Annotated in this window: 28 protein-coding genes and 1 pseudogene; 15 read left to right on the forward strand and 14 right to left on the reverse strand. The window is 63.7% G+C overall.

Features of this window, described 5'->3' with window-relative positions; translation table 11 throughout:
• Nucleotides 1-5: 5 nt before the first annotated feature.
• The 5 genes from PMN64_RS17085 to PMN64_RS17105 all read left to right on the forward strand — a co-directional run bounded on the left by PMN64_RS17085 (nt 6) and on the right by PMN64_RS17105 (nt 3699).
• Nucleotides 6-983: a YVTN family beta-propeller repeat protein gene (locus PMN64_RS17085; RefSeq protein ID WP_304496316.1), complete on the forward strand. Its 978-nt coding sequence runs from the start codon at nt 6-8 to the stop codon at nt 981-983.
• Nucleotides 980-1801 carry an ABC transporter ATP-binding protein gene (locus PMN64_RS17090; protein WP_028340101.1) on the forward strand — a complete coding sequence of 274 codons (822 nt, stop codon included), beginning with the start codon at nt 980-982 and terminating at the stop codon, nt 1799-1801. The genes PMN64_RS17085 and PMN64_RS17090 overlap by 4 nt, the downstream gene beginning before the upstream one ends.
• A complete protein-coding gene (locus PMN64_RS17095; RefSeq protein WP_411781450.1) occupies nt 1798-2646 on the forward strand; it encodes an ABC transporter permease in 849 nt (282 codons plus the stop codon). Before PMN64_RS17090 ends, PMN64_RS17095 begins: the two co-directional genes overlap by 4 nt.
• On the forward strand, nt 2643-3260 hold the full coding sequence (locus tag PMN64_RS17100; RefSeq protein WP_411781451.1) for a hypothetical protein: 618 nt from the start codon (nt 2643-2645) through the stop codon (nt 3258-3260). The genes PMN64_RS17095 and PMN64_RS17100 overlap by 4 nt, the downstream gene beginning before the upstream one ends.
• 142 nt (nt 3261-3402) lie before the next feature.
• Entirely contained in the window at nt 3403-3699 is a 297-nt protein-coding gene (locus PMN64_RS17105; RefSeq protein WP_411781452.1) for a copper-binding protein, read from the forward strand.
• Nucleotides 3700-3730: 31 nt separating this feature from the next.
• Here the strand turns inward: PMN64_RS17105 and PMN64_RS17110 are convergent, their stop codons facing one another.
• Both PMN64_RS17110 and PMN64_RS17115 read right to left on the reverse strand, forming a co-directional pair.
• Complete coding sequence (locus PMN64_RS17110; protein ID WP_411781453.1) at nt 3731-4285, reverse strand: PQQ-dependent catabolism-associated CXXCW motif protein; 555 nt, start codon at nt 4283-4285, stop codon at nt 3731-3733.
• Complete coding sequence (locus PMN64_RS17115) at nt 4282-5157, reverse strand: substrate-binding domain-containing protein (protein ID WP_411781454.1); 876 nt, start codon at nt 5155-5157, stop codon at nt 4282-4284. Before PMN64_RS17115 ends, PMN64_RS17110 begins: the two co-directional genes overlap by 4 nt.
• Nucleotides 5158-5324: 167 nt before the next feature.
• On the opposite strand from PMN64_RS17115, the gene PMN64_RS17120 reads away from it, so the two are divergent.
• Together PMN64_RS17120 and PMN64_RS17125 are read left to right on the forward strand one after the other, a co-directional pair.
• Nucleotides 5325-6251, forward strand: a complete 927-nt coding sequence (locus PMN64_RS17120; protein ID WP_028340095.1) for a quinoprotein relay system zinc metallohydrolase 2 — start codon at nt 5325-5327, stop codon at nt 6249-6251.
• Nucleotides 6252-6294: 43 nt separating this feature from the next.
• A complete protein-coding gene (locus PMN64_RS17125; protein ID WP_028340094.1) occupies nt 6295-7119 on the forward strand; it encodes a quinoprotein dehydrogenase-associated SoxYZ-like carrier in 825 nt (274 codons plus the stop codon).
• 124 nt (nt 7120-7243) lie between these two features.
• Here the strand turns inward: PMN64_RS17125 and PMN64_RS17130 are convergent, their stop codons facing one another.
• Entirely contained in the window at nt 7244-7585 is a 342-nt protein-coding gene (locus tag PMN64_RS17130) for a hypothetical protein (protein WP_371852187.1), read from the reverse strand.
• Nucleotides 7586-7734: 149 nt separating this feature from the next.
• Here PMN64_RS17130 and PMN64_RS17135 point away from each other — a divergent pair, with 149 nt between their 5' ends.
• Genes PMN64_RS17135 through PMN64_RS17150 form a run of 4 tightly spaced genes read left to right on the forward strand, consistent with a single transcriptional unit; the run spans nt 7735 to nt 10501 of the window.
• Nucleotides 7735-8667, forward strand: coding sequence for an ABC transporter substrate-binding protein (locus tag PMN64_RS17135; RefSeq protein ID WP_411781467.1), 933 nt, complete (start codon nt 7735-7737; stop codon nt 8665-8667).
• Nucleotides 8668-8669: 2 nt separating this feature from the next.
• Nucleotides 8670-9407, forward strand: a complete 738-nt coding sequence (locus PMN64_RS17140; protein WP_028340091.1) for an ABC transporter permease — start codon at nt 8670-8672, stop codon at nt 9405-9407.
• Nucleotides 9397-10107 (forward strand): ABC transporter ATP-binding protein, encoded by a 711-nt coding sequence (locus tag PMN64_RS17145; RefSeq protein WP_028340090.1) that lies wholly within the window; start codon nt 9397-9399, stop codon nt 10105-10107. Before PMN64_RS17140 ends, PMN64_RS17145 begins: the two co-directional genes overlap by 11 nt.
• 40 nt (nt 10108-10147) lie before the next feature.
• Nucleotides 10148-10501 carry a hypothetical protein gene (locus PMN64_RS17150; RefSeq protein WP_028340089.1) on the forward strand — a complete coding sequence of 118 codons (354 nt, stop codon included), beginning with the start codon at nt 10148-10150 and terminating at the stop codon, nt 10499-10501.
• A 5-nt stretch (nt 10502-10506) separates the two neighbouring features.
• On the opposite strand, the gene PMN64_RS17155 is transcribed toward PMN64_RS17150, so the two are convergent.
• From PMN64_RS17155 to PMN64_RS17170, 4 genes are all read right to left on the reverse strand, one after another.
• Nucleotides 10507-10743 (reverse strand): hypothetical protein, encoded by a 237-nt coding sequence (locus PMN64_RS17155; protein ID WP_411781455.1) that lies wholly within the window; start codon nt 10741-10743, stop codon nt 10507-10509.
• A gap of 117 nt (nt 10744-10860) precedes the next feature.
• Nucleotides 10861-11745, reverse strand: coding sequence for a hypothetical protein (locus tag PMN64_RS17160; protein ID WP_411781456.1), 885 nt, complete (start codon nt 11743-11745; stop codon nt 10861-10863).
• A 226-nt stretch (nt 11746-11971) separates the two neighbouring features.
• The gene (gene pqqA, locus PMN64_RS17165; protein WP_009031067.1) at nt 11972-12052 is read right to left on the reverse strand and encodes a pyrroloquinoline quinone precursor peptide PqqA; all 81 of its coding nucleotides are present in this window, start codon (nt 12050-12052) and stop codon (nt 11972-11974) included.
• 335 nt (nt 12053-12387) lie between these two features.
• Nucleotides 12388-12786 carry an EF-hand domain-containing protein gene (locus tag PMN64_RS17170; RefSeq protein ID WP_028340086.1) on the reverse strand — a complete coding sequence of 133 codons (399 nt, stop codon included), beginning with the start codon at nt 12784-12786 and terminating at the stop codon, nt 12388-12390.
• Between the two features lie 195 nt (nt 12787-12981).
• On the opposite strand from PMN64_RS17170, the gene PMN64_RS17175 reads away from it, so the two are divergent.
• The 4 genes from PMN64_RS17175 to PMN64_RS17190 all read left to right on the forward strand — a co-directional run bounded on the left by PMN64_RS17175 (nt 12982) and on the right by PMN64_RS17190 (nt 16414).
• Nucleotides 12982-13227, forward strand: coding sequence for a hypothetical protein (locus PMN64_RS17175; RefSeq protein WP_411781457.1), 246 nt, complete (start codon nt 12982-12984; stop codon nt 13225-13227).
• Nucleotides 13228-13450: 223 nt separating this feature from the next.
• Nucleotides 13451-15115, forward strand: coding sequence for a methanol/ethanol family PQQ-dependent dehydrogenase (locus tag PMN64_RS17180; protein ID WP_038379118.1), 1665 nt, complete (start codon nt 13451-13453; stop codon nt 15113-15115).
• A gap of 76 nt (nt 15116-15191) precedes the next feature.
• On the forward strand, nt 15192-15479 hold the full coding sequence (locus PMN64_RS17185; protein WP_050999374.1) for a c-type cytochrome: 288 nt from the start codon (nt 15192-15194) through the stop codon (nt 15477-15479).
• Complete coding sequence (locus PMN64_RS17190) at nt 15476-16414, forward strand: substrate-binding periplasmic protein (protein WP_411781458.1); 939 nt, start codon at nt 15476-15478, stop codon at nt 16412-16414. The genes PMN64_RS17185 and PMN64_RS17190 overlap by 4 nt, the downstream gene beginning before the upstream one ends.
• Nucleotides 16415-16426: 12 nt before the next feature.
• Here PMN64_RS17190 and PMN64_RS17195 read toward each other — a convergent pair whose 3' ends face one another.
• The 7 genes and pseudogenes from PMN64_RS17195 to PMN64_RS17225 all read right to left on the reverse strand — a co-directional run bounded on the left by PMN64_RS17195 (nt 16427) and on the right by PMN64_RS17225 (nt 22586).
• A complete protein-coding gene (locus tag PMN64_RS17195; protein ID WP_304496327.1) occupies nt 16427-17335 on the reverse strand; it encodes a flagellin in 909 nt (302 codons plus the stop codon).
• A 16-nt stretch (nt 17336-17351) separates the two neighbouring features.
• Nucleotides 17352-19127 carry a flagellar hook-associated protein FlgK gene (flgK, locus tag PMN64_RS17200; RefSeq protein ID WP_411781459.1) on the reverse strand — a complete coding sequence of 592 codons (1776 nt, stop codon included), beginning with the start codon at nt 19125-19127 and terminating at the stop codon, nt 17352-17354.
• Between the two features lie 27 nt (nt 19128-19154).
• On the reverse strand, nt 19155-19610 hold the full coding sequence (locus PMN64_RS17205) for a hypothetical protein (RefSeq protein WP_028340079.1): 456 nt from the start codon (nt 19608-19610) through the stop codon (nt 19155-19157).
• A gap of 19 nt (nt 19611-19629) precedes the next feature.
• The gene (locus PMN64_RS17210; protein WP_411781460.1) at nt 19630-19881 is read right to left on the reverse strand and encodes a hypothetical protein; all 252 of its coding nucleotides are present in this window, start codon (nt 19879-19881) and stop codon (nt 19630-19632) included.
• Nucleotides 19881-21163, reverse strand: a pseudogene (gene flgE / locus PMN64_RS17215) (flagellar hook protein FlgE). The gene PMN64_RS17210 and the pseudogene flgE overlap by 1 nt, the downstream one beginning before the upstream one ends.
• 19 nt (nt 21164-21182) lie before the next feature.
• Nucleotides 21183-21842, reverse strand: coding sequence for a flagellar hook assembly protein FlgD (locus PMN64_RS17220; RefSeq protein ID WP_411781461.1), 660 nt, complete (start codon nt 21840-21842; stop codon nt 21183-21185).
• 237 nt (nt 21843-22079) lie between these two features.
• Nucleotides 22080-22586 carry a hypothetical protein gene (locus PMN64_RS17225; protein WP_411781462.1) on the reverse strand — a complete coding sequence of 169 codons (507 nt, stop codon included), beginning with the start codon at nt 22584-22586 and terminating at the stop codon, nt 22080-22082.
• Between the last annotated feature and the right edge of the window lie 63 nt (nt 22587-22649).

Genomic DNA, 22649 nt, shown 5'->3' on the forward strand with positions numbered 1-22649 from the left:
GGGAGATGAAACGCATGTGGCGCCGCTGTCTGTTGACCGGGATGCTCGTCTGGCTTGCCGCGACACCGGCGTCCGCCTTCGTTGCCTACGTCTCCAACGAGAAGGGCAACACCGTCACGGTGATCGACACCAACAGCTGGACGGTGACCAAAACCATCAAGGTCGGCCAGCGGCCGCGCGGCATCGAGTTCTCGCGCGACGGCAAGTTCGTGATGGTCGCGGTCGGCGACGACGACACGATTCAGGTGATCGATACCAAGACCCAGGAGATCGTCGACACCCTGCCCTCCGGTCCCGACCCTGAATTGTTCACCCAGGATGCCGCCGGCAAGACCATGTATGTCGCCAACGAGAACGACAACACGGTCACCGTGATCGATCTCGAAAAGCGCGCCCGGATCGGCGACATCCAGGTCGGCGTCGAGCCCGAGGGCATGACGATCAGCCCGGACGGCAAGATCCTGATCAACACCTCCGAAACCACCAACATGGCGCATTTCATCGACACATCGACGCGCCAGATCGTCGCCAATGTGCTGGTGGATTCGCGGCCGCGCTTCGCCCAGTTCAAGCGCGACGGCTCCGAATTGTGGGTGTCCTCCGAGATCGGCGGCACGGTGTCGATCATCGATCCGGTCAAGCGCGAGGTGACCGGCAAGATCACCTTTGAAATTCCGGGTCTGCGCAACGAGGCAATCCAGCCCGTCGGCATCGGCATGACCAAGGACGGCAAGACCGCATTCATTGCGCTGGGCCCCGCCAACCGCGTCGCGGTCGTCGACGGGGTGACCCACAAGGTCCTCAAATATCTGCTGGTCGGCCAGCGGGTCTGGCACATGGATTTCACCCCGGACGAAAAATATCTGCTGGTCACCAACGGCGTCTCCAACGACGTCTCGGTGATCGACGTTGCATCCCAGAAGGTGATCAAGACCATTCAGGTCGGCGAACTGCCCTGGGGGATCACGATCGCGCAGCCATGACCGCAACCGACGCCCATATCGCGAGCCAGCCCTCGCCGGATGCAGGCCCTGCAACCGACGCGGCCGTGCAGCCGGCGCTGTCGATCGGCAATGTCAGCCACAGCTACGGTCCGCGCCGCGCCCTGATCGATGTCAGTTTCACGGTCCAGCCTGCGAGCTTCACCGCGCTGCTGGGCCTCAATGGCGCCGGCAAGAGCACGCTGTTCTCGCTGGTGACGCGGTTGTTCGGCATCCAGAACGGCCAGATCAAGATCTTTGGCCACGACATCAGCCGGACGCCGGGTGAAGCGCTGCGGCTCATGGGCGTGGTGTTCCAGCCGCGCACGCTCGATCTCGACCTCTCGCTGACGCAGAACCTGCTGTATCACGCCGCGCTGCACGGCATTTCGCGGCGCGAGGCGCGGCTACGCAGCGCCGAGGTGCTCGGCCGCATCGGGCTTGCCGACCGCGCCGCCAGCAAGGTGCGCGATCTCTCGGGCGGCCAGATGCGAAGGCTTGAGATCGCCCGCGCGCTGCTGCACCGGCCCCGGCTGCTGCTGCTCGACGAGGCCACGGTCGGGCTCGACGTCAAGGCGCGCGCCGACATCCTCGACCATGTCCGGCAGCTCGTCACCGAACAGGGCATTGGCGTGCTCTGGGCGACGCATCTGTTCGACGAGATCATGCCAAACGACGACCTCGTCGTGCTGCATCAGGGCCGAATGCTGGCGCACGGCCCGGTGTCGCGCGTGATCGCGGACGCAGGCGCCCAGGACGTCAATACCGCGTTCATGCGGCTGACCGGAACGGCAACACTCGCGGGGAGACCGCCGTCATGACCAGCACGACGGTCACGCCTGAGCGAAGCGGCTTCTCGCTGTCGGAATATATCGTCTGCCTAAACGGCATCGTGTGGCGCGAGGCGCTGCGCTTCCTGCATCAGCGCGAGCGCTTCGTGTCGGCGCTGGTCAGGCCGCTGGTCTGGCTGTTCATCTTCGCGGCCGGATTCCGGCAGGTGCTCGGCATCTCGATCATCCCGCCCTACGAGACCTACATCCTCTACGAGGTCTACATCGCGCCCGGGCTGATGGCGATGATCCAGCTCTTCAACGGCATGCAATCCTCGCTGTCGATGGTCTACGACCGTGAGATGGGCAACATGCGCACGCTGCTGGTCAGCCCGCTGCCGCGCGGCTATCTCCTGTTCTGCAAGCTGCTCGCCGGCACGGCGGTGTCGCTGCTGCAGGTTTATGCTTTCCTTGTCATCGCGTGGTTCTGGGACATCGCGCCGCCGCCGTTCGGCTACCTCACCGTGCTTCCGGCGCTGGTACTGTCGGGCCTGATGCTCGGCGCACTGGGCATGCTGATCTCGGCCAGCATCAAGCAGCTGGAAAATTTCGCCGGCGTGATGAACTTTGTGATCTTCCCGATGTTCTTCGCATCGTCGGCGCTCTACCCGCTGTGGCGCGTGCAGGAAGGCAGCCCGATGCTGTATTATATCTGCCAGTGCAATCCGTTCACGCATGCGGTGGAGCTGATCCGGTTTGCGCTGTACGGCAAGATGAACTGGGTTTCGCTCGCGGTGGTCGGCGGCTGCACGGTCGTCTTCATGATCGGCGCGATCCTGGCTTACGATCCATCGCGCGGCCTGGTGCGCCGCGGACCCGGTGGAGGCGAGGCATGACAGGCTGGCGAACAGGACTGGGCGCGCTGCTCGCGATGGTTCTGTCGAACCAGGTCGCATCGGCTGCCGACCCGCGCTATCCGGACTGGCCCTGCCAGCAGGCCAAGGTGCCCGAGATCTCGCTCGCCGCGGTCTGGGCCGGGCCGCCGCTCGGCGATGCCGAGACCAAGTGGAAAGACGACCCGAAAGTCAGCGCGCTCGCGATCAGGCTCGCGGCGCGCCGCGTCCCGCTGGAGGAGGCGCAGAAGGAGATCACCGAATTCCTGTCAGCTGCTGCGGCCGACAAGGCCAATGCGGGAAAGCTGCTGTTCGCGGGCCTGTTCGATACGCTCAACGGACAACGCGCCTCGGTCATGAACGGGCTCGAGCGCGTGATGCGCAAGCAGCGCGAGGCGGCGGAGAAGATCCGCGACGACACGCTCAAGCTGCAGGCGCTGCAGGACGCGACACCGCCGGACCAGGCCAAGGTCGATGATCTCGGCAATCAGTTGGTCTGGGAGACCCGCATCTTCGAGGACCGCGGGCGGGTGGTGAAATTCGTCTGCGAGGTGCCGACCGCCATCGATCAGCGCCTGTTCGCGCTCGGCCGCACCATCCAGCAGGAGCTCGATTGAGGCCTGCGACTGATCGCCCCGGGATCGTTAACGCGCCGCTTTGACGGTCTCTTCGGTAACAATCTCTTGGGCCACGCCGATCCGGAACAAACTGCGCTGCCCGCTCGTTGTCTCCAACTATATCTGAAGTTGGGAGACCTCCATGAAAGCAGCCAAGATCGTCATGACCAGCCTTGCCGCCGCGAGCCTGGTCACTTCAGCGGCTTTGGCCCAGCAATCCATGTCGGGAATGGTCACCAAGATTGACCGACTGAGTGGAACCATCTCGATCCAGCAGGCGCAAAGCGGCACGGTGGGCGCGTCCGGCGGCGCGATTCAGGAATACAAGGTGCCCAAGGGACAGTCGCTGGAGGCCTTCCACGCCGGTGACAAGGTCACGTTCACCACAACGGACAGCGACGGCGGCAAGACCATCAACAAGCTCGACAAGCAGAAGTAACGCCCGCGTGGCGCGTTTGGGGGCGGGTTCATCATTGCTCGCCCCCGCGCGGCTCGGGATCGGCATCCGCCAGCGGCAATTTGGCACGTCCCCATCCGTCGGTTCCCTCCGGATACCACGCCACGTTGCGGTAGCCGTAGGACAGCACGCGCTTGGCGACGTTCCACGACATCCAGCAATTCTCCTGGCAGTAGATCACGAGCAATCTGGTCGCCTCGCCGCCTGAGGCGCGGACGAGCCCGCGTCGCAGATAATCCTCCGTGGGCGCAGCGAGCTTGCCGTAGCCGGTGTCGGGCAGCCAGATGCTGCCGGGAATGTTGAGGTGCGGCCGTTCGCGCCACACCGTGCCGGCGGGCAGATTTGGCTTCGGCGCACGCGGCAGCACGTCAACGAAGGCGGCGGACTTGTCGCGCCAGATCGCTTCCGCTTCCGCGGTCGTAAGCACACGTGCGCCGGCAAGCGTCACCGGCACCGGCGCGCGGTAGTCCTCGGTGCGATAGCCCTCCGGCTCTGCGGATGGATCCTGCGCGCGGACAGGCGAAGCGGCGACGAACATCACCGCAAGCATGGCCGCGAGCCTGATCATGGTGATTTGGTTGCAGTCTCCGGCCCGATTGGACGGTCGTTCTCGTCGAGCAGCGGGACCCCGTAGTCAAGCAGGATCTTGTTGATCTCGGGCTGGTTCTCCTGGATCAGGCGATTGAGCTGGCGCTTCCAGTTCTGGTCGGACGCCCGCACGCCCATGCCGATGCGGTAGATCAGCTTCGGTCCCGTGGTCTCCTTGACCAGCGGCGTGATGTGCAGCGGCGGGTTGGCCTTCTTGGCGTAAAAGCCCGCCATCGGCCCCCACAGGATGCCGGCATCGATCTCACCCTTGGCGAGATCGTTCATCATCGCCTCGGCCGACGAATCGTAGCGCGTATCGATCATCAGCGGATAAGGCTTCGCATTGGTCATCAGGCCGTTGATGGCCATGTTGGTCGCGGGCGGCGTTCCCGCCACGATGCCGATATGCTTGCCCTTCAGCCGCTCGTCCTCGAGCGTCGTGACCTCATCGAGCCCAGTGCCCGGCTTGGCGACGATCGCATAGGCCGTGCGGTAATAGGGATTGGTGCCTTGCGCGAGGTCATCGCCTTGCGGAAAACCCATGATCACGTCGCAGCGATGCGCGCCGAGCGTCATCCGCACGAACCCGGTCGCCTGCGGAAAGAACATGTAGTCGAGCTTCTTTTGCAGTTTCCCGGCCAGCAGTTCGCCGATCTTGTTCTCAAATCCCTCGCCCTTGTCGTTCGAGAACGGCAGGTTGCGGGGATCGGCGCAGATGCGCAGCACGCGGGCATCGATGAGCTCGATGGAAAGTTCGCCCTGATCGTTGACCTGCGCGCGCGCAGTGCCGGCCAGACAGGTGATGAAGCCGACAAGCGCGAGCAGAACAGGACGGCATCCGACAATTCTCATTACGCGGTCTCCTCTTGATCGGATCGATCGCCGCCATCCAGCAATTGCCCGGCGCACCATGACGTGCAACAGGAATAATGATCGCGACCACGCCGCGTTGCTTGCTGCAGCGCAAACTGGAACGCGACGACATCGATCGCGCGTCCCGGAGTAACTGAGGCGGAAACATGGCTCATGGCGGTTCGGTGCTTGCGCTGCTCCTGATGCTTTGGGCGCCGACCATAGCGCGGGCGCAAGAGGTGGAATTGCCTGTAAGCGAAGTCGCTCCCGGAATATTCGTTCACACCGGGGTCACCGCGTTGATGACGCGCGAGAACGAAGGCGCCATCGCCAATGTGGGATTCGTGATCGGCGGCAGCGCCGTCGCCGTCATCGACACCGGCGGCAGCGTCCGCGAAGGACGACAACTGCTCGCCGCGGTCCGCAGCCGTACCGACAAGCCGATCCGCTACGTGATCAACACCCACGCGCATCCGGATCACAGCTTCGGCAATGCGGCTTTCGTCGGCGACGGGACCAGCTTCGTCGGCCACAAGTCGCTGCCGCGCGCGCTGGCCGCGCGCGGGCAATTCTACCTCGACGGGTTTCGCCGGACCATGGGCGATGAGCTGATCGACGAGGTGAAGATCGTCCCCCCGACCGTGCTGGTCGCGGACACGCTGAAGCTCGACCTCGGCGGACGGGCCCTCACCCTGAAGGCGTGGCCGCCCGCCCATAGCGACAACGACCTCACGGTCCTCGACGAGCAAACCAGGACCTTGTTCGCCGGCGACATGGTGTTTCTCATCCATATTCCTGTAGTCGACGGCAGCCTCAAGGGCTGGCTGCGTGCGCTCGACGAGCTCGCGGCGATCTCCGCCGAGCGCGTGGTTCCCGGTCACGGACCCGTGAGCGCGTGGCCGGCAGCGCTTGCCGACGAGCGCCGTTATCTTGCGGTGCTGGCCGCGGATGTGCGCGCACTGGTCGCAAGCGGCAAGCCGATTACGGCCGCGGCAGAGCACGCCGCAGCCGCCGAGCGGCCGCGCTGGCAATTGTTCGACGATTACAACGCCCGCAACGCAACTGCAGCATTCTCGGAAATTGAATGGGAATAGCTGTTCGTCCTATAGTGACGCGGCTGCATAGGATTTCGCGACCATGACCGGACATCGCGCCCGCCTGATTTGCATCGCAAGCTTGCTCACGATCGCGCTGGGCACACCGGCTGCGCCCGCGGCGGAGGCCTATGATCCCTGGCCGGGTCTCGTCCAGGACATCTTCAGCAACCGTCCGATGAATGACGGCAATGATGTCATCGGCATCGAGATGCCGATGCGCGCGGAAGACGCCGCGATCGTGCCGGTGACGCTGCGCACCAAGCTGCAGCCGAGCGACAGCCGCCGCGTCGTCGCGATCACGCTTGTGATCGACGAGAATCCGGCGCCGATGGCCGCGAAGTTCACGCTGGGGCCGGCCGCCAACGTCACCGAGATCTCGACCCGCGTCCGCGTCAACAACTACACCAATGTGCACGCCGTCGCGGAGCTCAGCGACGGCAAGCTCTATGTCAGCAAGGTCTATGTCAAAGCCTCCGGCGGCTGCTCGGCGCCGGCCGGCAAGAACGTCGAGGAAGCCAAGAACCGCCTTGGCCAGATGCGCTACCGGCAATTCACCAAGTCCGAACAGGGACCTGCGACCAGCACGCGGGAAGCCCAGATCATGATCGGGCATCCGAATAATTCAGGCCTGCAGATGGACCAGGTCACGCAGCTCTATATCCCGGCCTTCTTCGTCAACGAGCTGCACATCTGGCAGGACGACAGTCCGGTGCTGGCGATGGAGGGCGGAATCTCGATTTCCGAGGATCCCAATATCCGCTTCACCTACGTCTCGAATGGCGCCAAGCGCTTCCGTGCCGAAGCCAAGGACACCGAAGGGCACATCTTCGAACACGAATGGAAGGTCGAGAATCCCGGCACCTGACGCGCCGGCGATTCTCACGATCAACGCTGGAGTCCCGGTCCGATTGAATCGGAACGGGGCTCTAGATTTTTGTTTTGACGCGTTTTCTTCACGCGAACCGGGGTCCACTTCGCTCGAAAGCGCTCTAGAAGCACCTGACTTCGGCTTCGGCCTGGGCGCGCCTGAGGTCGTTGAGCGCATTCGCGGCCTGCTCGGACGAGCGGAACTGGCCGCCCAAATTGCCGCGCACCTGCGCCATGCTCAGCACGGTCTCGGCGGTGACGTAGCGGTCATAGGGGATGATCGAGGCGACGACGTCGATCGAGCAGGAACATTGCTCGATTGACTGCCGGGATTCGCCATTGGCCTTCATGCAACCGAACACATATTCCGCCCGCGCCGAGGTCGGATAGTCGTTGATCTCCTGGGCCCGCACGCTGACGGCCGTCCCGGCGAGCACCAGGATGGCGACAATCGGTCGTAGCATGCCAGCTCCTGCCATGGTCCTGCTTCCTCTTCTCTTTCCGCAAGCTATGCTATGGATGTTGATCAGAAAAGAAAACATTCGGGGAAGTGGCTCAAGAAGCGATGATCATCTCTGTACGCACGGTGTTGGCTGCGGCAGTTCTGGCGGTCATGCAGTTCGGCACCTCGTGCTACGCGCAGACCATCCGCGTTGCAGCGCAGAAGACCGGAACGCTGGCCTGGGAACTGGCCGTCATTCGCTCCCATGGTCTCGACAAGAAGGCCAATCTGTCGATCGACGTCGTCGAGCTGGCCAGCCCCGAGGCCGGCAAGATCGCGCTGCGCGCCGGCACGGCCGACGTGATGGTATCGGACTGGCCCTGGGTGTCGCGCGAGCGGTCGCTCGGCGCCAAACTGCAATTCTATCCCTATTCGAGCGCGCTGGGTGCCGTGATGGTCCCGGCCTCCTCGCCGGCCAAGACGCTCGCGGACCTCAAGGGACGCAAGCTTGCCATTGCCGGCGGGGCGATCGACAAGAACTGGCTGTTGCTACAGGCCGCATCGAAGCAGGACGGCGTCGACCTGAAGTCGCAGGCGACCATCGTCTATGGCGCACCGCCGCTGCTGGCCGCCAAGACGCTCGGCGGCGAGATGGACGCGACGCTCAATTACTGGAATTTCTGCGCCGCGCTCGAAGCCAAGGGCTTTCGCCGGCTCGCCGGCATGGAAGAGATCCTGCAAAAGCTCGGCAGCAAGGGCCGCATCGCCATGATCGGCTACGTGTTCGACGAGGCCTGGGCCAACGCCAACAAGGATCTGGTGGCCCGCTTCATCGCCGTGACGCGCGCCGCGAAAGAGCTTCTGGCGACCTCGGATGCCGAATGGGACGCGATCGCGCCGCTCACCGGTGCGCAGGATGCCGCAACCCTGCATGCCTTTCGTGAGCGCTACCGCGAAGGCATCCCGCGCCGTCCGATCGCCGAAGAGGAAGCGGATGCGCGCGTGCTCTACCGCGTGCTGGCGCAGCTCGGCGGCCGCGATCTGGTCGGCACGGCAACCGAGCTCGATCCCGGCACCTTCTATCAAGCGATCCCGGGAGACTAGCGGTGCTGCGTCTCCTCTCATTCGCGCTGTTCATCGCGACCTGGTGGATTGCCTCGCTGCTGATCGGTGATGCGAAGCTGCCGGCACCGCCGGCAGTGCTGTCGGTGCTCGTCGCCGAGGCCCGATCGGGCGCGCTGTTCGTCAATCTCGGCGCGACGTTGGCCCGCGTCGCGCTGGCCTTCACTCTTGCGATGGCGCTCGGCTCGGCGATCGGCTATTTGATGGGCCGCGTCTCGCTTGCCAATCGCCTTGGCGATCCCTGGCTGATCCTGCTGCTCAACCTGCCGGCGCTCGTCGTCATCGTGCTCGCTTACATCTGGGCCGGCCTGACCGAGGTCGCCGCGATCGCCGCGATCGCCATCAACAAGCTGCCGACCGCCGTCGTCACCCTGCGCGAAGGCGCGCGCGCGCTCGATCCTGCGCTCGACGAAATGGCGACGGCGTTTTCTTTTCCGCGCGGCCGCGCCTTTCGTCATGTGATCCTGCCGCAGCTTGCGCCCTACATCGCGGCCGCTGCGCGCTCCGGGCTCTCGCTGGTCTGGAAGATCGTGCTGGTCGCTGAATATCTCGGACGGCCGAACGGTGTCGGCTTCGAGATCGGCGTCGCCTTCCAGCTGTTCGATATCCCCTTGCTGCTCGCCTATTCGCTGAGCTTTGCGGGTGTCGTGCTCGTCATCGAAACCCTGCTGGTGCAGCCGTTTGAAACCAGGCTAACGCGGTGGCGGCTCCGTGCAGCTTGAGGTCAATATCACGGGCAAGAGTTTTGAGAGCGCGGCCGGGAAGCGGCACGACGTGCTCGACAACGTCACCTTCACGTTGAACGCTGGCGAGGTCGGCGTGCTGTTCGGCCCGTCAGGCTGCGGCAAGAGCACCCTGCTCCGGATCCTCGCCGGGCTCGACGGCAACTACCAGGGCCATGTCACGCGATCGCCGGGCATGCGCCTCGGCATGGTATTCCAGGAGCCGCGGCTGTTGCCCTGGCGTACGGTCGAGGAGAATGTGCGGCTGGCCGCGCCGCATGTCGGCGACAGCACGCTCTCTGCGCTGTTCGAGGTGCTCGAACTGGGCGCGCACCGCAACCATTTTCCCGCGGAGCTGTCACTCGGCCTCGCCCGCCGCGTCGCGCTGGCCCGCGCCTTCGCCATCGAGCCCGATTTCCTGATCCTCGATGAGCCGCTGGCCTCGCTCGACAATGCGCTCGCGGGACGGCTGCGCGACCAGGTCGCGACGCTGGTGGCCAGCCGGAAAATGATGACCTTGCTCGTCACCCACGATCTCGACGACGCCGTTCGCCTCGGCGATCGCCTGTTCTTCCTGTCGTCGCGGCCGGCCCGAATCCTTCACGTCGAGACCATTGCCGCACCACGCGCGACGCGCGGCGAGCCCGAGATCGACGAAATCAAGCGGCAACTCTCACAGTTGGACCTTGCAAATATGTGAGACGCCGTCATCCTTGGACGAAGCATAAGGGAGAGGCTGGATGTCGCGCGCGTTGATCGCTGTTGGTGTTGCGTTGCTTGTGCTGCCGGCGACAGTGCTCGCCCAAAGCAAGGGCAAAGGCATTCGGCTGTGGAATCTGACCAGCGCCACGATTTCGAGCTTTGAGCTGTCGCCGGCAGGCAAGAACGAGTGGGGTCCCAACCAGACGCTCAACGACAAGGACAAGGAGGTCGACCACGACGAGCGGCTGCGGATCACCGGCGTCGAACCCGGTCGCTACGACGCCAAGGTCGGCTACAGCGGCGCCAGGCAGTGCTTCGTTCGCGACATCGAGATCAAGGCCGACGCGGTGTTTTCGGTATCCGACAAGGACCTGAAGGACTGCAACAAATAGGAAGGCTAACCCGCCGGCGGCTCGCCGCCCGTGCCGGCCCGATCGTTGCTGTGCGGATATTCGCAACGCCAGCGCACCGCAGTCCATTTCGGATGTTCGCCGACCCATCGCGCGATGTAAGGCGGCGCGGCCATGGCGCATTGCTGCAGCGAGCCGTTCCAGTTGAACACCAGATGCTGCTCCTCGCAGGTGGCGGGCGACAGCACGGCACATACAGTGACGATCAGATCAATCGGGTTCATGCGCGATCCCCAAGCGTGCTCATGCAATAGATAACACGACGAAATACGTAATCCGCCAAGTCCGGGTTTCACAGCCCCGTGAAAAGTTGGGGAACCCGGTGCCAGAGGCTTCACGCTCTAGAAGTTCAAACCGTACACCAGCCGCGCCTGGTGGCGCTCGAAATTGACGAGGTCGAGGGCAGCGTTGCTCCCGGCCCGCTGCCCCCAGGCCTGGACGCTCCAGGTCGCGGTCAGGCGTGAACGTTCGGAGAGCTGGAAATAGGCGGTGGGCCCGATGAACAGCGCCTGCCCTGACAGTTCATCCAGGCCGATTCCTTCATACTTCCTGAAATAGCGCGCTTCGCCGCCGATCAGGATATCCGGCTTAACCCTGGCCATCAGGCCGAATGCCGCACCGATGGTTGCATCCTGATCCGCAGCGCCGGTGCGCGGCGTGCGCGTCCATTCCGGCTCATAGCTTAGGTTAAGGGCCGCGATGACAAAATTCGGGATCACCTCGCGGTCGAACGCGACCGTGAGTTCGGTGCCATAACTGCGGACCGCCGCGGCCGTCGTCTCGTCGACGCGATCGGCTCGCGTCTCCAGCGCGACCGTCATGCCAAAAGGTGCCGCCTCGCGATTCAGAAAGCGATAGCGGAAATCGACCGAGACGCTCTGCCACGACAGCTGGCGCCGATCGTCAAGACCGGGAACGCGGCTGATGTCGTATGCGCTGAATGACGTTCCGAGCTCGACGCGAAAATTCGGCGCGGGCACGAGCTCGAGCTCCATTTCCTGATTGAGCGTGCGATACCGGCCGCCGTCCTTGGCGAAGCGCCCGGTGGTCTGGCTCTGGAATTCACGCTCGCCGACATTGCCCACGTCGGAGCCGATCATGAAGCCGAAGATGTGCTCGGTATCAAAGTCCTCGGCATAGGCGCGAGGCGGCAGCACCGCCGCGATGCCGGCAACCACCGCGCACAGCATCCCCGCCCAACGCCCGGTCTTGATCTTTGGATTCATCGTCCCCGCACCACCGCCTCAGGCCACACTGTAGGACAAAGCAGCAAGGCCCGCCAATCGCGCAGGTGGTGTCGGTCTCAAGGTCTTGTGGGAAGGGTATGAGGGAAGCTGTCCGAGCGGCCGCATCAGGGCCCGCGAAAGACACTTTCCACAAAAGACGCCTGCCCGGCTCGATGCAGCGCGCTGCACGAGCCGGGCAGGCTGTCTCGCGTTACTTGTCTTAAGATTATTTGCGCGCTGCGCAGGCGTACATGTTGATTTCCATGCCCACCGGCACTTCGACGATCTTCGGTGTTTTCCAGGCCATTTCCTTCTCCCAAGTCATAAGTTGGCGCAAGCCTCGCGCCGCGCGGCAAGCTAGGGCTGCCTTTTCCAGGGCGCAAGCCGGCCGGGTAAGGACCCGACTTCGCTGCTGGACATGCCGAAGCGGACGACGGTTCGCTGACGTCTACCCGGCGTCGGGAACTCCGACACTGATCTGTCGGGCATTTTCCGGCTGCCGGGCGGCGACGCGCGGGTAAGGAGACCCGATTCATCCAGCCGCGTCTTGCCCAAGAGCGAAATCGCAACTTTTTTTGTTATGCGCGGAATCCTGCGTCAATATCCGGCAATCCGCCCCGGCAAAGTTCACCGGCTCGTAAGCTATTTGAGCAGGCGCAGCAGGGCCCGGCCGGCACGCGACTTCAACTCTTTCGCGTCCAGCGTTCCGTCATTGTCGGGATCGGCGGCCTTGAAGCGCTGCTCGACGACCGCAAGGTATTCGTCGAGCGTCAGGGTGCCGTCGTGATCCGGATCGGCAGCGGCCAGTTCTTTCGCGGTCAGCCGTCCGCGCAATTCGCGCGCGTCGAGCGTGCCGTCATGGTCGGGATCAAGCTTCGCGAACAGGTCGGCGGCAGCCTTCTTGGCTTCGGCAAGGTCGACCGTGCCGTCATTATCGGGGTCGAGCATCCTGAGCGCACTGCGACCGCCCGATGCGGCCAACGCGGGACCTGACAGGACAACCATAGCCAAACTCAGCGCAAGCGATCGGCGCGAAATCATCGTTCGTCTCCCGTAAGTGCCGCTCCGGCGAAGACACGGAGCGCCTGCGATCGGACCCTACCATAGCAGCTTCTTCAGCGGAGCTTCCCACGGTTCGTGTACGCGGCGAAATCCTGTCGGAATTCGGGTGGAAAGCGATTGCCTCACAGGCCATCTGTGGCGCTCTCGATTGCACCACAACGAGCGAGGTGACCCATGACCAGTATTTGCAGGAACGCATTGGGCTGCCTCGTTGCATTCGGTCTGATCGCGCCCGTGTCCGCGCAGACCCAGCACCCTGCCCCATCGGCGGAGGCAGTCCCGCAGCGCGTGCTCACCGGCAAGGAGCGGCTCGGCCGCAAGTGGACCGACGAGCAGCGTATCGATAATTGCAATGTGCCGCCGGACAAGCGGGGCGCGAAAGCGCGGCCGAGTGTCTGTCCCCCCACACCGTCAAGCTGACCGTTCGCGCTGCGGCATAACGGCGGGCTGCACTGGTGTAGCGTATTCCACGCGACGGTAAGCCACGGGCGCGTTTGCCAAAACCTGACGCCTTCGACCGGCCTCGCGCGGTTAGCGGGCGCTCGTTCACGTTTTCGTATTGACCCGTTTTGGTTTCAGGGGGATGGTTCCGTCCGCAACGTCAGGAATAGGCGTGCGGAAAAAGGTTCATTGGGAGGATATGATGAGACGTATTGCGCTGGCCGCGAGCCTCGTAATTCTTGCATCCTATGGGGCAAGCGCCCAGACCAGCGAGCAGTTGGTCAAGGGTGCGACTGATACATCGAACGTTCTCAATTATGGAATGGGCTACAATCTTCAGCGCTTCTCGACGCTGAACCAGATCAACAAGGACACCGTCAAAAATCTGGTGCCGGTCTGGAATTACAGTTTGAACGACGACCGCAGCGAGGAATCGCAGCCGCTCGTCTACCAGGGCGTCATTTACGTCACCACGCACAACGCCACGATCGCGATCGACGCCAAATCCGGCAAGCAGATCTGGAAGACCAAGGTCGAGTATCCCGCCGAGACGCCGCGTATCGTTTGCTGCGGCATCATCAATCGCGGTGCTGCTCTCTATGACGGCAAGGTGTTCCGCACCACGCTCGACGCCAATGTGATCGCGCTCGATGCCAAGACCGGCAAGGAGCTGTGGCGCCAGAAGGCTGCGGATATCAAGGAAGGCTACTCGATGACTGTAGCCCCGCTGGTCGCCGACGGCGTCGTGATCACCGGCATCTCGGGCGCCGAATTCGGCACCCGCGGCTTCATCGATGGCTGGGATCCTGCCACCGGCAAGAAGCTCTGGCGGACCTACTCGATCCCGACCCCGGACGAGCCCGGTGGCGACACCTGGAAGGGCGACACCTGGAAGCTCGGCGGCGGCTCGACCTGGATCACCGGCTCCTACGATCCCGAACTGAACACGGTGTATTGGGGCATCGGCAATCCCGGACCGTTCAATTCGGCGGTGCGTCCCGGCGACAACCTCTACACCTGCTCGGTGCTGGCGCTCGATCCGAAGACCGGCAAGATCAAGTGGCACTACCAGTTCTCGCCGAACAATCCGTTCGACTACGACTCGGTGGCCGAGATGGTGCTCGCCGACATGAACGTCGAGGGCAAGCCGACCAAGGTGCTGATGGACGCCAACCGCAACGGTTTCTTCTACGTGCTCGATCGCACCAACGGAAAGCTGCTCGCGGCCAATCCCTATGTGAACGTCAACTGGGCCACCGGCATCGACATGAAGACCGGACGGCCGATCGAGACCGACATCACCAAGGATGCGCGTGAAGGCAAGAAGGTCACGGTCTACCCGTCGATCCTCGGCGGCAAGAACTGGGAGCCGATGTCGTTCAATCCGCAGACCGGCCTCGCCTACGCCAACACGCTCGCCTTCGGCGGCAAGTACAAGGCCGAGCCGGTGACGTTCAAGCAGGGCGAATGGTATCTCGGCATGGATCTCACCGATCCCTGGGAATGGGGCACCGGACCGCGCGGCCATCTGAAGGCGATCGATCCGATGACCGGCAAGGCGAAGTGGGAAGCGCCGAGCGATATTCCGCGCTTCTCCGGCGTGCTCTCCACCGGCGGCGGCGTGGTGTTCTCCGGTCAGCTGACCGGCGAGTTCGAGGCGTTCGATGCCGATACCGGCAAGAAGCTCTGGCAGTTCCAGACCGGCTCGGGCATCGAAGGACAACCCGTCACCTGGCAGCAGGACGGCGTGCAGTATGTCGCCGTTACCTCCGGCTATGGCGGCGTCTATTCGCTGTTCTCGGGCGACGAGCGGCTTGCCAAGGTCCCACCCGGCGGCTCGCTGTGGGTTTTCGCGGTCAAGAACTGAGCGCGGAGCACACGTGACTGAACGAGTAACCCTGTTGACGGCGGCGATCTTCGCCGCCGTCGCGACAGCCTTGATCATGTTGATCCCGGCTGCCGCACAGCAAACCACCGCAATCGACCTTCAGGGTCAGGCCGACCAGGGCAAGGTCACCTACGCCAAGAACTGCTCGCATTGCCATGGGCCCAACATGGTCAACTCCGGCACCATCACGCCGGACTTGCGCGCGTTTCCCGACGACAAGACGCGCTTCGTGACCACCGTGAAGCAAGGCAAGAACGGCAAGATGCCGCCCTGGGTCGACATCCTGAACGAGCAGGAGATCGCCGACGTCTGGGCCTTCGTGTCGAGCCGGAGGACCCCATGAGGGCCCTGCTTGCGGGCGCCGCGACGGCTCTGCTTCTTGCCATGCCGGCGGCAGCACACGCTGCCGACGACCCGCTCAAAGTATGCCTCGACGAGGATCTGCCGCCGCTGTCGGCGCATCATCGCGGCAAACCGGATGCCGGCTTCGACGTGGCGCTCGCGCAGGCCATTGCCGAGCGGCTTGGACGGCCGCTCAAGATCCAGTGGTTCGAGAGCAAGCTCGATGAAGATTCGAGCCCCGCGCTCGAAGCCAATGCGCTGCTGTCGGACGGGCGCTGCTCGCTGGTCGGCGGCTACGCCCTCACCAAGGACTCGCTGAAGGCGCCCGGCGTCACGACGGCCAAGCTGCCGGACTTCGACGGCGCCACCCGCGAGGATCGCCGCCGGCGGATTCCGATCGGGGTGCTGGCGCCAAGCCAACCCTACATCTATTCACCGATGACCGTCGTCCTCGGTCCCAAGGCCAAGGACAAGATCAAGGAGCGCAAGATCACCGATATCGGCGATCTCGCCGGCCTTCGCCTGACGATCGAAAGCGGCACACTGGGCGATGCCATTCTGATGACCTTCGACAAGGGAAGGCTGATCGACGACATCACGCACCTCGTTCCGGGGCGCAGCGACCTGTTAGGCGAACTGGAACGCGGCGAATTCGACGCCACGCTGCTCGACCTGCGCCGCTTCGACGCCTACCGCGCTGAACATCCCGACACCAGGATCACGGCCTCGGGCTACTATTATCCGATCGGCGCCAACCGCGGTTACGTTGCGCTCGAAACCGACAAGGCGCTGCTGGAATCCGTCAACAAGGTCCTCGCCGATCTGCAGGCCAAGGGCACCATCGCCGAGTTCGGAAAAGCCGCCGGCCTCACCTGGCTTCCGCCGCGCGAGCCGATCATCCTCGGCGATGTCTGGCTGAAGATCCTGAACCGGTGATGCCGGCGATGGCTATCGCAAATAGCTCGCCAGATTCATGCTCTGGATCTTGGAGATCGCCGAATAGGACGCCGTCAGCTGCGCCTGATAGGTCGAAAGCTGCGCCGTCACGGCCGCAACGTCGACGCTGGTGAGGTCCGTCGACAGCGTCTTCGCAAAATTTTGGTAGTCGCTCTGATTCGTGCTGGCGGTCTCGATCTGCGACGCCGCGGTCGACAGCTTTGCCTGCACGGTGGACGTCGCATCCAGCGCATTGCTGGCGAGGTCGAGTGCCTGCGAGACATCGCTCGACGACAAATTCGAGCTGTTGCCGACGTATTTCAAGAGCCGCATCACCTGCTCGAACGCCGGATTGTCGGCGGTGATGCCGTAGGAGATCGACTGGCTGTCCGACACGCGCACGGACGCGATCTCGCCGTCGCCCTTGTAGTAGCTGGTGTCTGATGTCGTCAGCGATCCGGTGCCCGTCCCATAGCTCGACAGGTCGGCCGGCGCGGTGTCGGTGCGGGCGCCGCTGAAGACATATTCGCCGTCATACTGAGTGTTGAGCAGCCCCTGCATCTGCGCCATGGCCTGCTGCGCATAGTTGATCACCGATGCCGTCGCCGTGCTGCTGCCGGTGGTGGCTGCGCTGAGCTGGGTCCGCAGCTGCGTGATGATGTCGGTCACCGAGCCGACCGCCGAATACATCACCTGCACCTTGTTGTCGGCGAGTTGGCTGGCATCGATATAGGACTGCGCGCGCGTCACCGACACCTGCAAATTGATGACGCGTCCGGCGCCGGAACCGTAGCCGCCGAAATCCTCGGACTGCAGCCCGGAGGACTCCTGCACCTGCTCGTTGGCCATCACCGCCTGAACCCGCAGCGCGTTTGAGATCATCTGGTCCGACTGTGCAAAGGTGGCAACACGCATCATCATGACGACGGCCTCGGGCTCAGCTGGCGCTCATCGCGGTCATCAGCGCCGAAAACATGGCGTTGATGGCGGTAATGATCTGGGACGCGGCAGCATATTTGTTCTGCAACGCACTCAGATTTGCGGATTCCTCGTCAATGTTGACGCCGGACTGCGACGACAGCGAATTCGCATAGGTCGACTGCGCCGTCTGCTTTGCGGTATACGCCGCCGATGCCTGGGTCGCCTTGCCGGCGACGTTAGCAACGATCGCGGCCGCGTAGTCCGTAAAAGAGCCGGTGGTCGCGCCGAGGCCGCCGGCCATGCCGAAATTGGTCGACCCCGTCAGCGCGCTCGAGAGCGCGTTCACCACCGTCGCCGAGCCCGGCGACAGCACCGAGTTTCCGGCCGTCAGCGTGGACGACGCATCGAGCGTCGCCGTCGGCAGCGCCGCCGTGCCGTTCAGAATGTCGCTGCGAACGGCGATGTCGGACGCGCCGGTCCCTGTGATCAGGTCGTTGAACCCGAAGTAATCCGAAAAGCCCTCACTCGAACTGCCGACCGAGCTCGTCATCTCGTTGATCGCAACGCCGTTGCCGGATGTGGTCGCCGAGATCGACAAGTGTCCATTGGCATCGACCGAAGCTGACAGCCCCGAGATACCGTTGATCGCAGTGGCGAGATCACCGACCGTGGCGTAGGATGACAGATCGAGGTCTTGGTACGACACCAGGTTGCCGCTCTTGTCCGCAACCGCGATGCGCACCGTGCCGGTTGCCGAGAACGGTGTCGTGCTGCTCACGGGGGCAGTTCCGGTCAGGCTGGCCGGCGGCGGCACCGATGTGCCCTGGTTGGACACAGCGTTGACGGTCGCGGTCAATTGCTGAGCCAACTCGTCGAGCTGCGACTGCGCCGCCGGCAGCGTCTGGTCGCGCAGCGTGATCAGCGCACTGACCTTGCCTGAGGAGATCTGCGAGGTGATGTCGACCCCGTTGACGGTGATACCGCTGAAACCGCTCGACGATCCCGCGCTATACGTCGTCGACGCCGTGACGCTGGGCAGCGCCGTATAGCTCAGCGGATGCGCCGTGCTATCGACCAGCGCCTGCCCCGAGCCAGTATAGACCTGCAGATCGCCGCTCGACGTGGTGAAGTAGCTCACATTCATCATCGACGCGAGATCCTGCAGCGCGCTGTTGCGCTGGTCCTCCAGATCGGCCGTCGACTGCCCGGCTGCCGCCTGCTGCCTGATCTGCTTGTTGAGGTCGGAGATCTGCTGCAGGTCGGAATTGATGTCGGTAACCGACGATGCGATGTCCTGGTCGGCATTGGAGCGCAGCGTCTGGATGCCGCTCGAGGTCTGCTGCAATTGCGTCGTCACCGCCGCAAGCGCGCTGACGGCGTTCGATTGCAGCGACGCACTGCTCGGCGTGCTCGCCAGCGACGACAACGCCGACTCGAATGCCGCGATCGTGTTGGCCAGCGAGGTGCCCGTCGTGGAGCTGTCCGAGCTCGATGTGCTGCCATAGAGCTGCTGGAGCTCGGTCAGAAAGCTGTTGGTGGTGTCGGCGGCGCCGAGATCGGAATCGGCCCCGACCAGCGACTTCAGGAGCAGCTTGTCGACCGCGCTGCTGATCCCTGTGATCGTGACGCCGGTACCGACACCGGAGGTGACGCTGCTGCTCTGGTTGGCGGTCTTCTCGGTATAGCCCTTGGTGTCGGCATTGGAAATATTGGCCGAGGCTACGCTGATCTGCACCTGCGTGGCTGACAGCCCGCTGAATGCGATGCTTCGTGCAATATCGAGCGACGACACGACCCACTCCCTCCGGCGTCGGCCCGATCAGGCCCGCACATTGGTGCCGTAGGACATCGCCGGCGTGACGCGACGGCCGCCGGCGCCATAAGGCGATACGTTGGCGATCTGCTCGCGGATCGCCTGCATGATGGCCTCGATCCTGCGATTGCTGGCATCGATCGCCGCGCGCAGCCGCATCACGTTCTCGTCCATCGCCATGCGCAGCTTCAGGATCCGGTCCATCAGCTGCTCGCGCAGCACGCGATCCTGAACGTGGAGATTTGCCGTCTTGCCGACCGCCTCCGCCACACACTGCTCGAACAGGGTGGCAAGGCGGTGCTTCTCGTCGACCTCCTTCAACCGCGAGGCCGGCAAGCCCTTGGCGAGCTCGACATTCTCCTCGTTCACGATCGCGATCAGATTGTCGATCAGCGCGATCAACGACCTTGCGCGCTCGTCATTGCCCGCGGGATTGATCTTGATGTTGCGTTCCGGTGTCATGTCATCGCTCCCGTTCAAGCTAGTGTCCGCGACGCAGGGCGCGAACCGATTGTGCGCTGCGCCCGTACGCGGTGATTGCCGTTACCCGGACCGCGGCCCGGTTGAGTTCCCGGTCGAGCCGCGCGCATTCGTGCATCAACTGGTCCCGCAACGTTCCGACATCGTCGAGCAGCGCACGGAGCTGCGCCCGATCGTCCGACCGGACCGAAGCGGCCCTCGCCTTCAGCCGCTGAAGCCTGACCAGCAAGCGGTCATTTTCCTTTTCGGTCATCACCGCGACACCGCCGAGATCAACGTATCGAACATCTTGTCGACGGTGGTGATCACCTGCGACGCCGCCGAATAGGCCTGCTGCGCCGAGATCATGTTGGAGAACTGGCCGCTGGTGTCGGTGGTGCTCGACTCCAGTTCGCTGCCGTAGATCGTTCCGGCACCGTTGGTGCCCGACGTCTGCAGCGTGGCGTTGCCGGAGGCGGCCGTCGCGGAGTACATGCCGTCGCTGGCCGCGCTCAATCCGTTGGGGTCGCTGAAGGTCGCGACCGCAATCTTGTAGATCGCGATCGTCTGCCCGTTGGAGTAGGTCGCGTCGACCACGCCACCCTTGCCGATCGAAATGCTGCTCAGCTTGCCATAGGGCAGACCGTCCGACGTGATGCTGGTGAGATCGACGGCCGGCGTGGTCTCGCCTGACGAATACTGCGTGAGGCCGTCGGTCTTGCCGGCCGTGCCGAGATTGAGCGTGATGGCGTTGGTGCCAGAGCTGTCGGCCGCGCCATCCTTCCAACCGGTCACCGAGATTGTTGGCGGACTCGGGGTGGTTGAGGCGAGCGAGCCGTCGCTGTTGAAGGTGATATCCACCGTATCGGTGATCGCGTCGGCGCTGTCTGTCGTGGAGTCCGACGCCAGCTTCGGCGTCTCGAAGCTAGCTTGCCAGCTGTTGTCGGCGGTCTTTTTCCAGTCGATCTGGATCGTGCTTGCTGTGCCAAGCGAATCGTAGACCGTCATCGGCTATTGAAGGTCGCACCGACGGCGGCATCGGCCGGCAGGTTCGCCGCGACCGTGGTCTTGGTGGTGGCGCTGCCGCTGGTGGAGGCAACCTGCGTGTTGATTGGCCCGAGGCTCGCGGCGGAGGCATTGCCGATGATGTTGCCGTCAGCGTCGGTGCGCCAGCCCTCGAGGTAATTGCCGTTGTTGACGAGATAGCCCAGATTGTCGGTGGTGAACGCACCGTTGCGCGTATAGGAGGTGGTGCCGCCAGACGTCGCGTTGGTGGTGACGAAGAAACCGCTGCCCTGGATCGCAACGTCGGTGGCGTTGGTGGTCGCGGACAGCAAGCCCTGCTGGGTGATGTTGGCGCGGCCGGACACCGTGACGCCGCCGGACGTATATGAGGTGGCGCTGTTCGACGCGGTCACCAGATCCTGGAACATCGCCGACGTGGTCTTGTAGCCCGTGGTATCGGCGTTGGAAATGTTGTCGGAAATCATTGCCAGCGACTGGCTCTGCGCATTGAGCGCCGAGATCGCCGAGGAAAGAGCACCAGTGAGACTCATGATATTACTCCGGTAGCAATCAGGACGTGACGCCGATGATGTTGGCGGCGCTGACGGGCACGCCGTTCACGAGCAGCGAGGGCGTCGAGCCGGAGGCATCGATGCCGGTCACCGTTCCCGTCATCGTGGTGTAGCTGAGCAGCGAGTTTCCGGCGGAGTCGGTCGCAGTGACCTGAATCGTGTACTGGCCGCCGTCCTTGAGCTGGGTGCCGTCGGAGGTCTGGCCGTTCCAGGTGAAGGTGTTGGAGCCCGCGTTTCCGGTCCCCTTGCCGCTCCACACCGTATTGCCCGAGGAGTCCTGGATCGTAATCGCAACGTTGGAGGCGGCCGAGGTGAGCGTGTAGCCGAAGGTCGCCGAGCCGTTGGTCAGCTCCGACGTGTTCGTCTTCGCCTCGACGGTGTGGCCGATATAGTTGACCGAGTTGAGCGTCACGAGACTCGAGAACGAGCTCGCCAGCGACGTCATGCTGGCGTTGGTCGACTGCTGCTCGGTGAAGTTGGCGTAGGAGGTGAGCTGGTTGATGAAGTCGGTCGTGCTGGTGGCGTTCAGCGGATCCTGATTTTGCAGCTCGCTGACGAGAAGGTTGAGGAAATCGGTCGAACTCATCCCCATCGACGCGCTCGACGACGAGCTCGACGTGGTAGAGGTTGCAGCAGAGGTTGCCGAGGAGACGGTCATGACAAGGCTCTCTTCGCCGCGGGATGCGCGACGGAACGCGGTGGAACATTCGGGTCGTGATGTCGTTCGCAGATAAAACGGATGACGCGCCGATTTCAGGCGCGGATTCATCCGCCCGGAATAACTTGATGAATCGGCAGAATTTGCCGTGTCCGTTGCGGGCTCATGGCTCGCAGGCGTGCGCAAGCATCTCGCCGCGAAGGCACGCGGATAGCTGCAACGGCAATGCGGAACGTCTTAGAGCGAGTGGCTGATCGGCAGATCCGGCTCGCCGAGCATCAATGCCGGCGGCGTCATTGCGGGCAACAGGCAGAGGGCCAGCAGCAGCGCAGGCAGCACCTTGCCTTGCGGTGCGGATCGGCCCGGCGGTTGTGCATCGTTCGGCTGATCGTCAGCCGGGGCCGGCCCCGAAATAGGCTTCTGGGGCAATTTCGCCGCCGCGGTCACGATGCGGTCGGCAAGGCCCTTGGGTGCGCGAACCGGCGGCGCCGCGAGCGCGCGGCGTACCGCTCCCGCCTCCTCGTAGAGTGTCCGCGCCTCAGCCGAGGATGCAAGGAGCTGGACGGCGGCAAGACGTTGATCGTCGGGCCAGCGGGACAGATCCTCCCCCAGCCGGTCGATCAGGTCTTCGAATGTCGCAACATCCATCGCGCGCGCAGATCCAGCCTCGTCGCCAAGGCTGTCATAAAGCATTCGCGGGATGGCGGAAATCAATTTCCGCCGCTGTCGCGTCAGGTCCAGCATGGTGCTCGCCGGGCGGCTATTTTCCTCAACCAGGGCGCCGCCCAAGCCCCTGCTGCGCCGGCT

Source organism: Bradyrhizobium sp. UFLA01-814 (genome assembly GCF_046718885.1).
GTDB lineage: Bacteria > Pseudomonadota > Alphaproteobacteria > Rhizobiales > Xanthobacteraceae > Bradyrhizobium > Bradyrhizobium elkanii.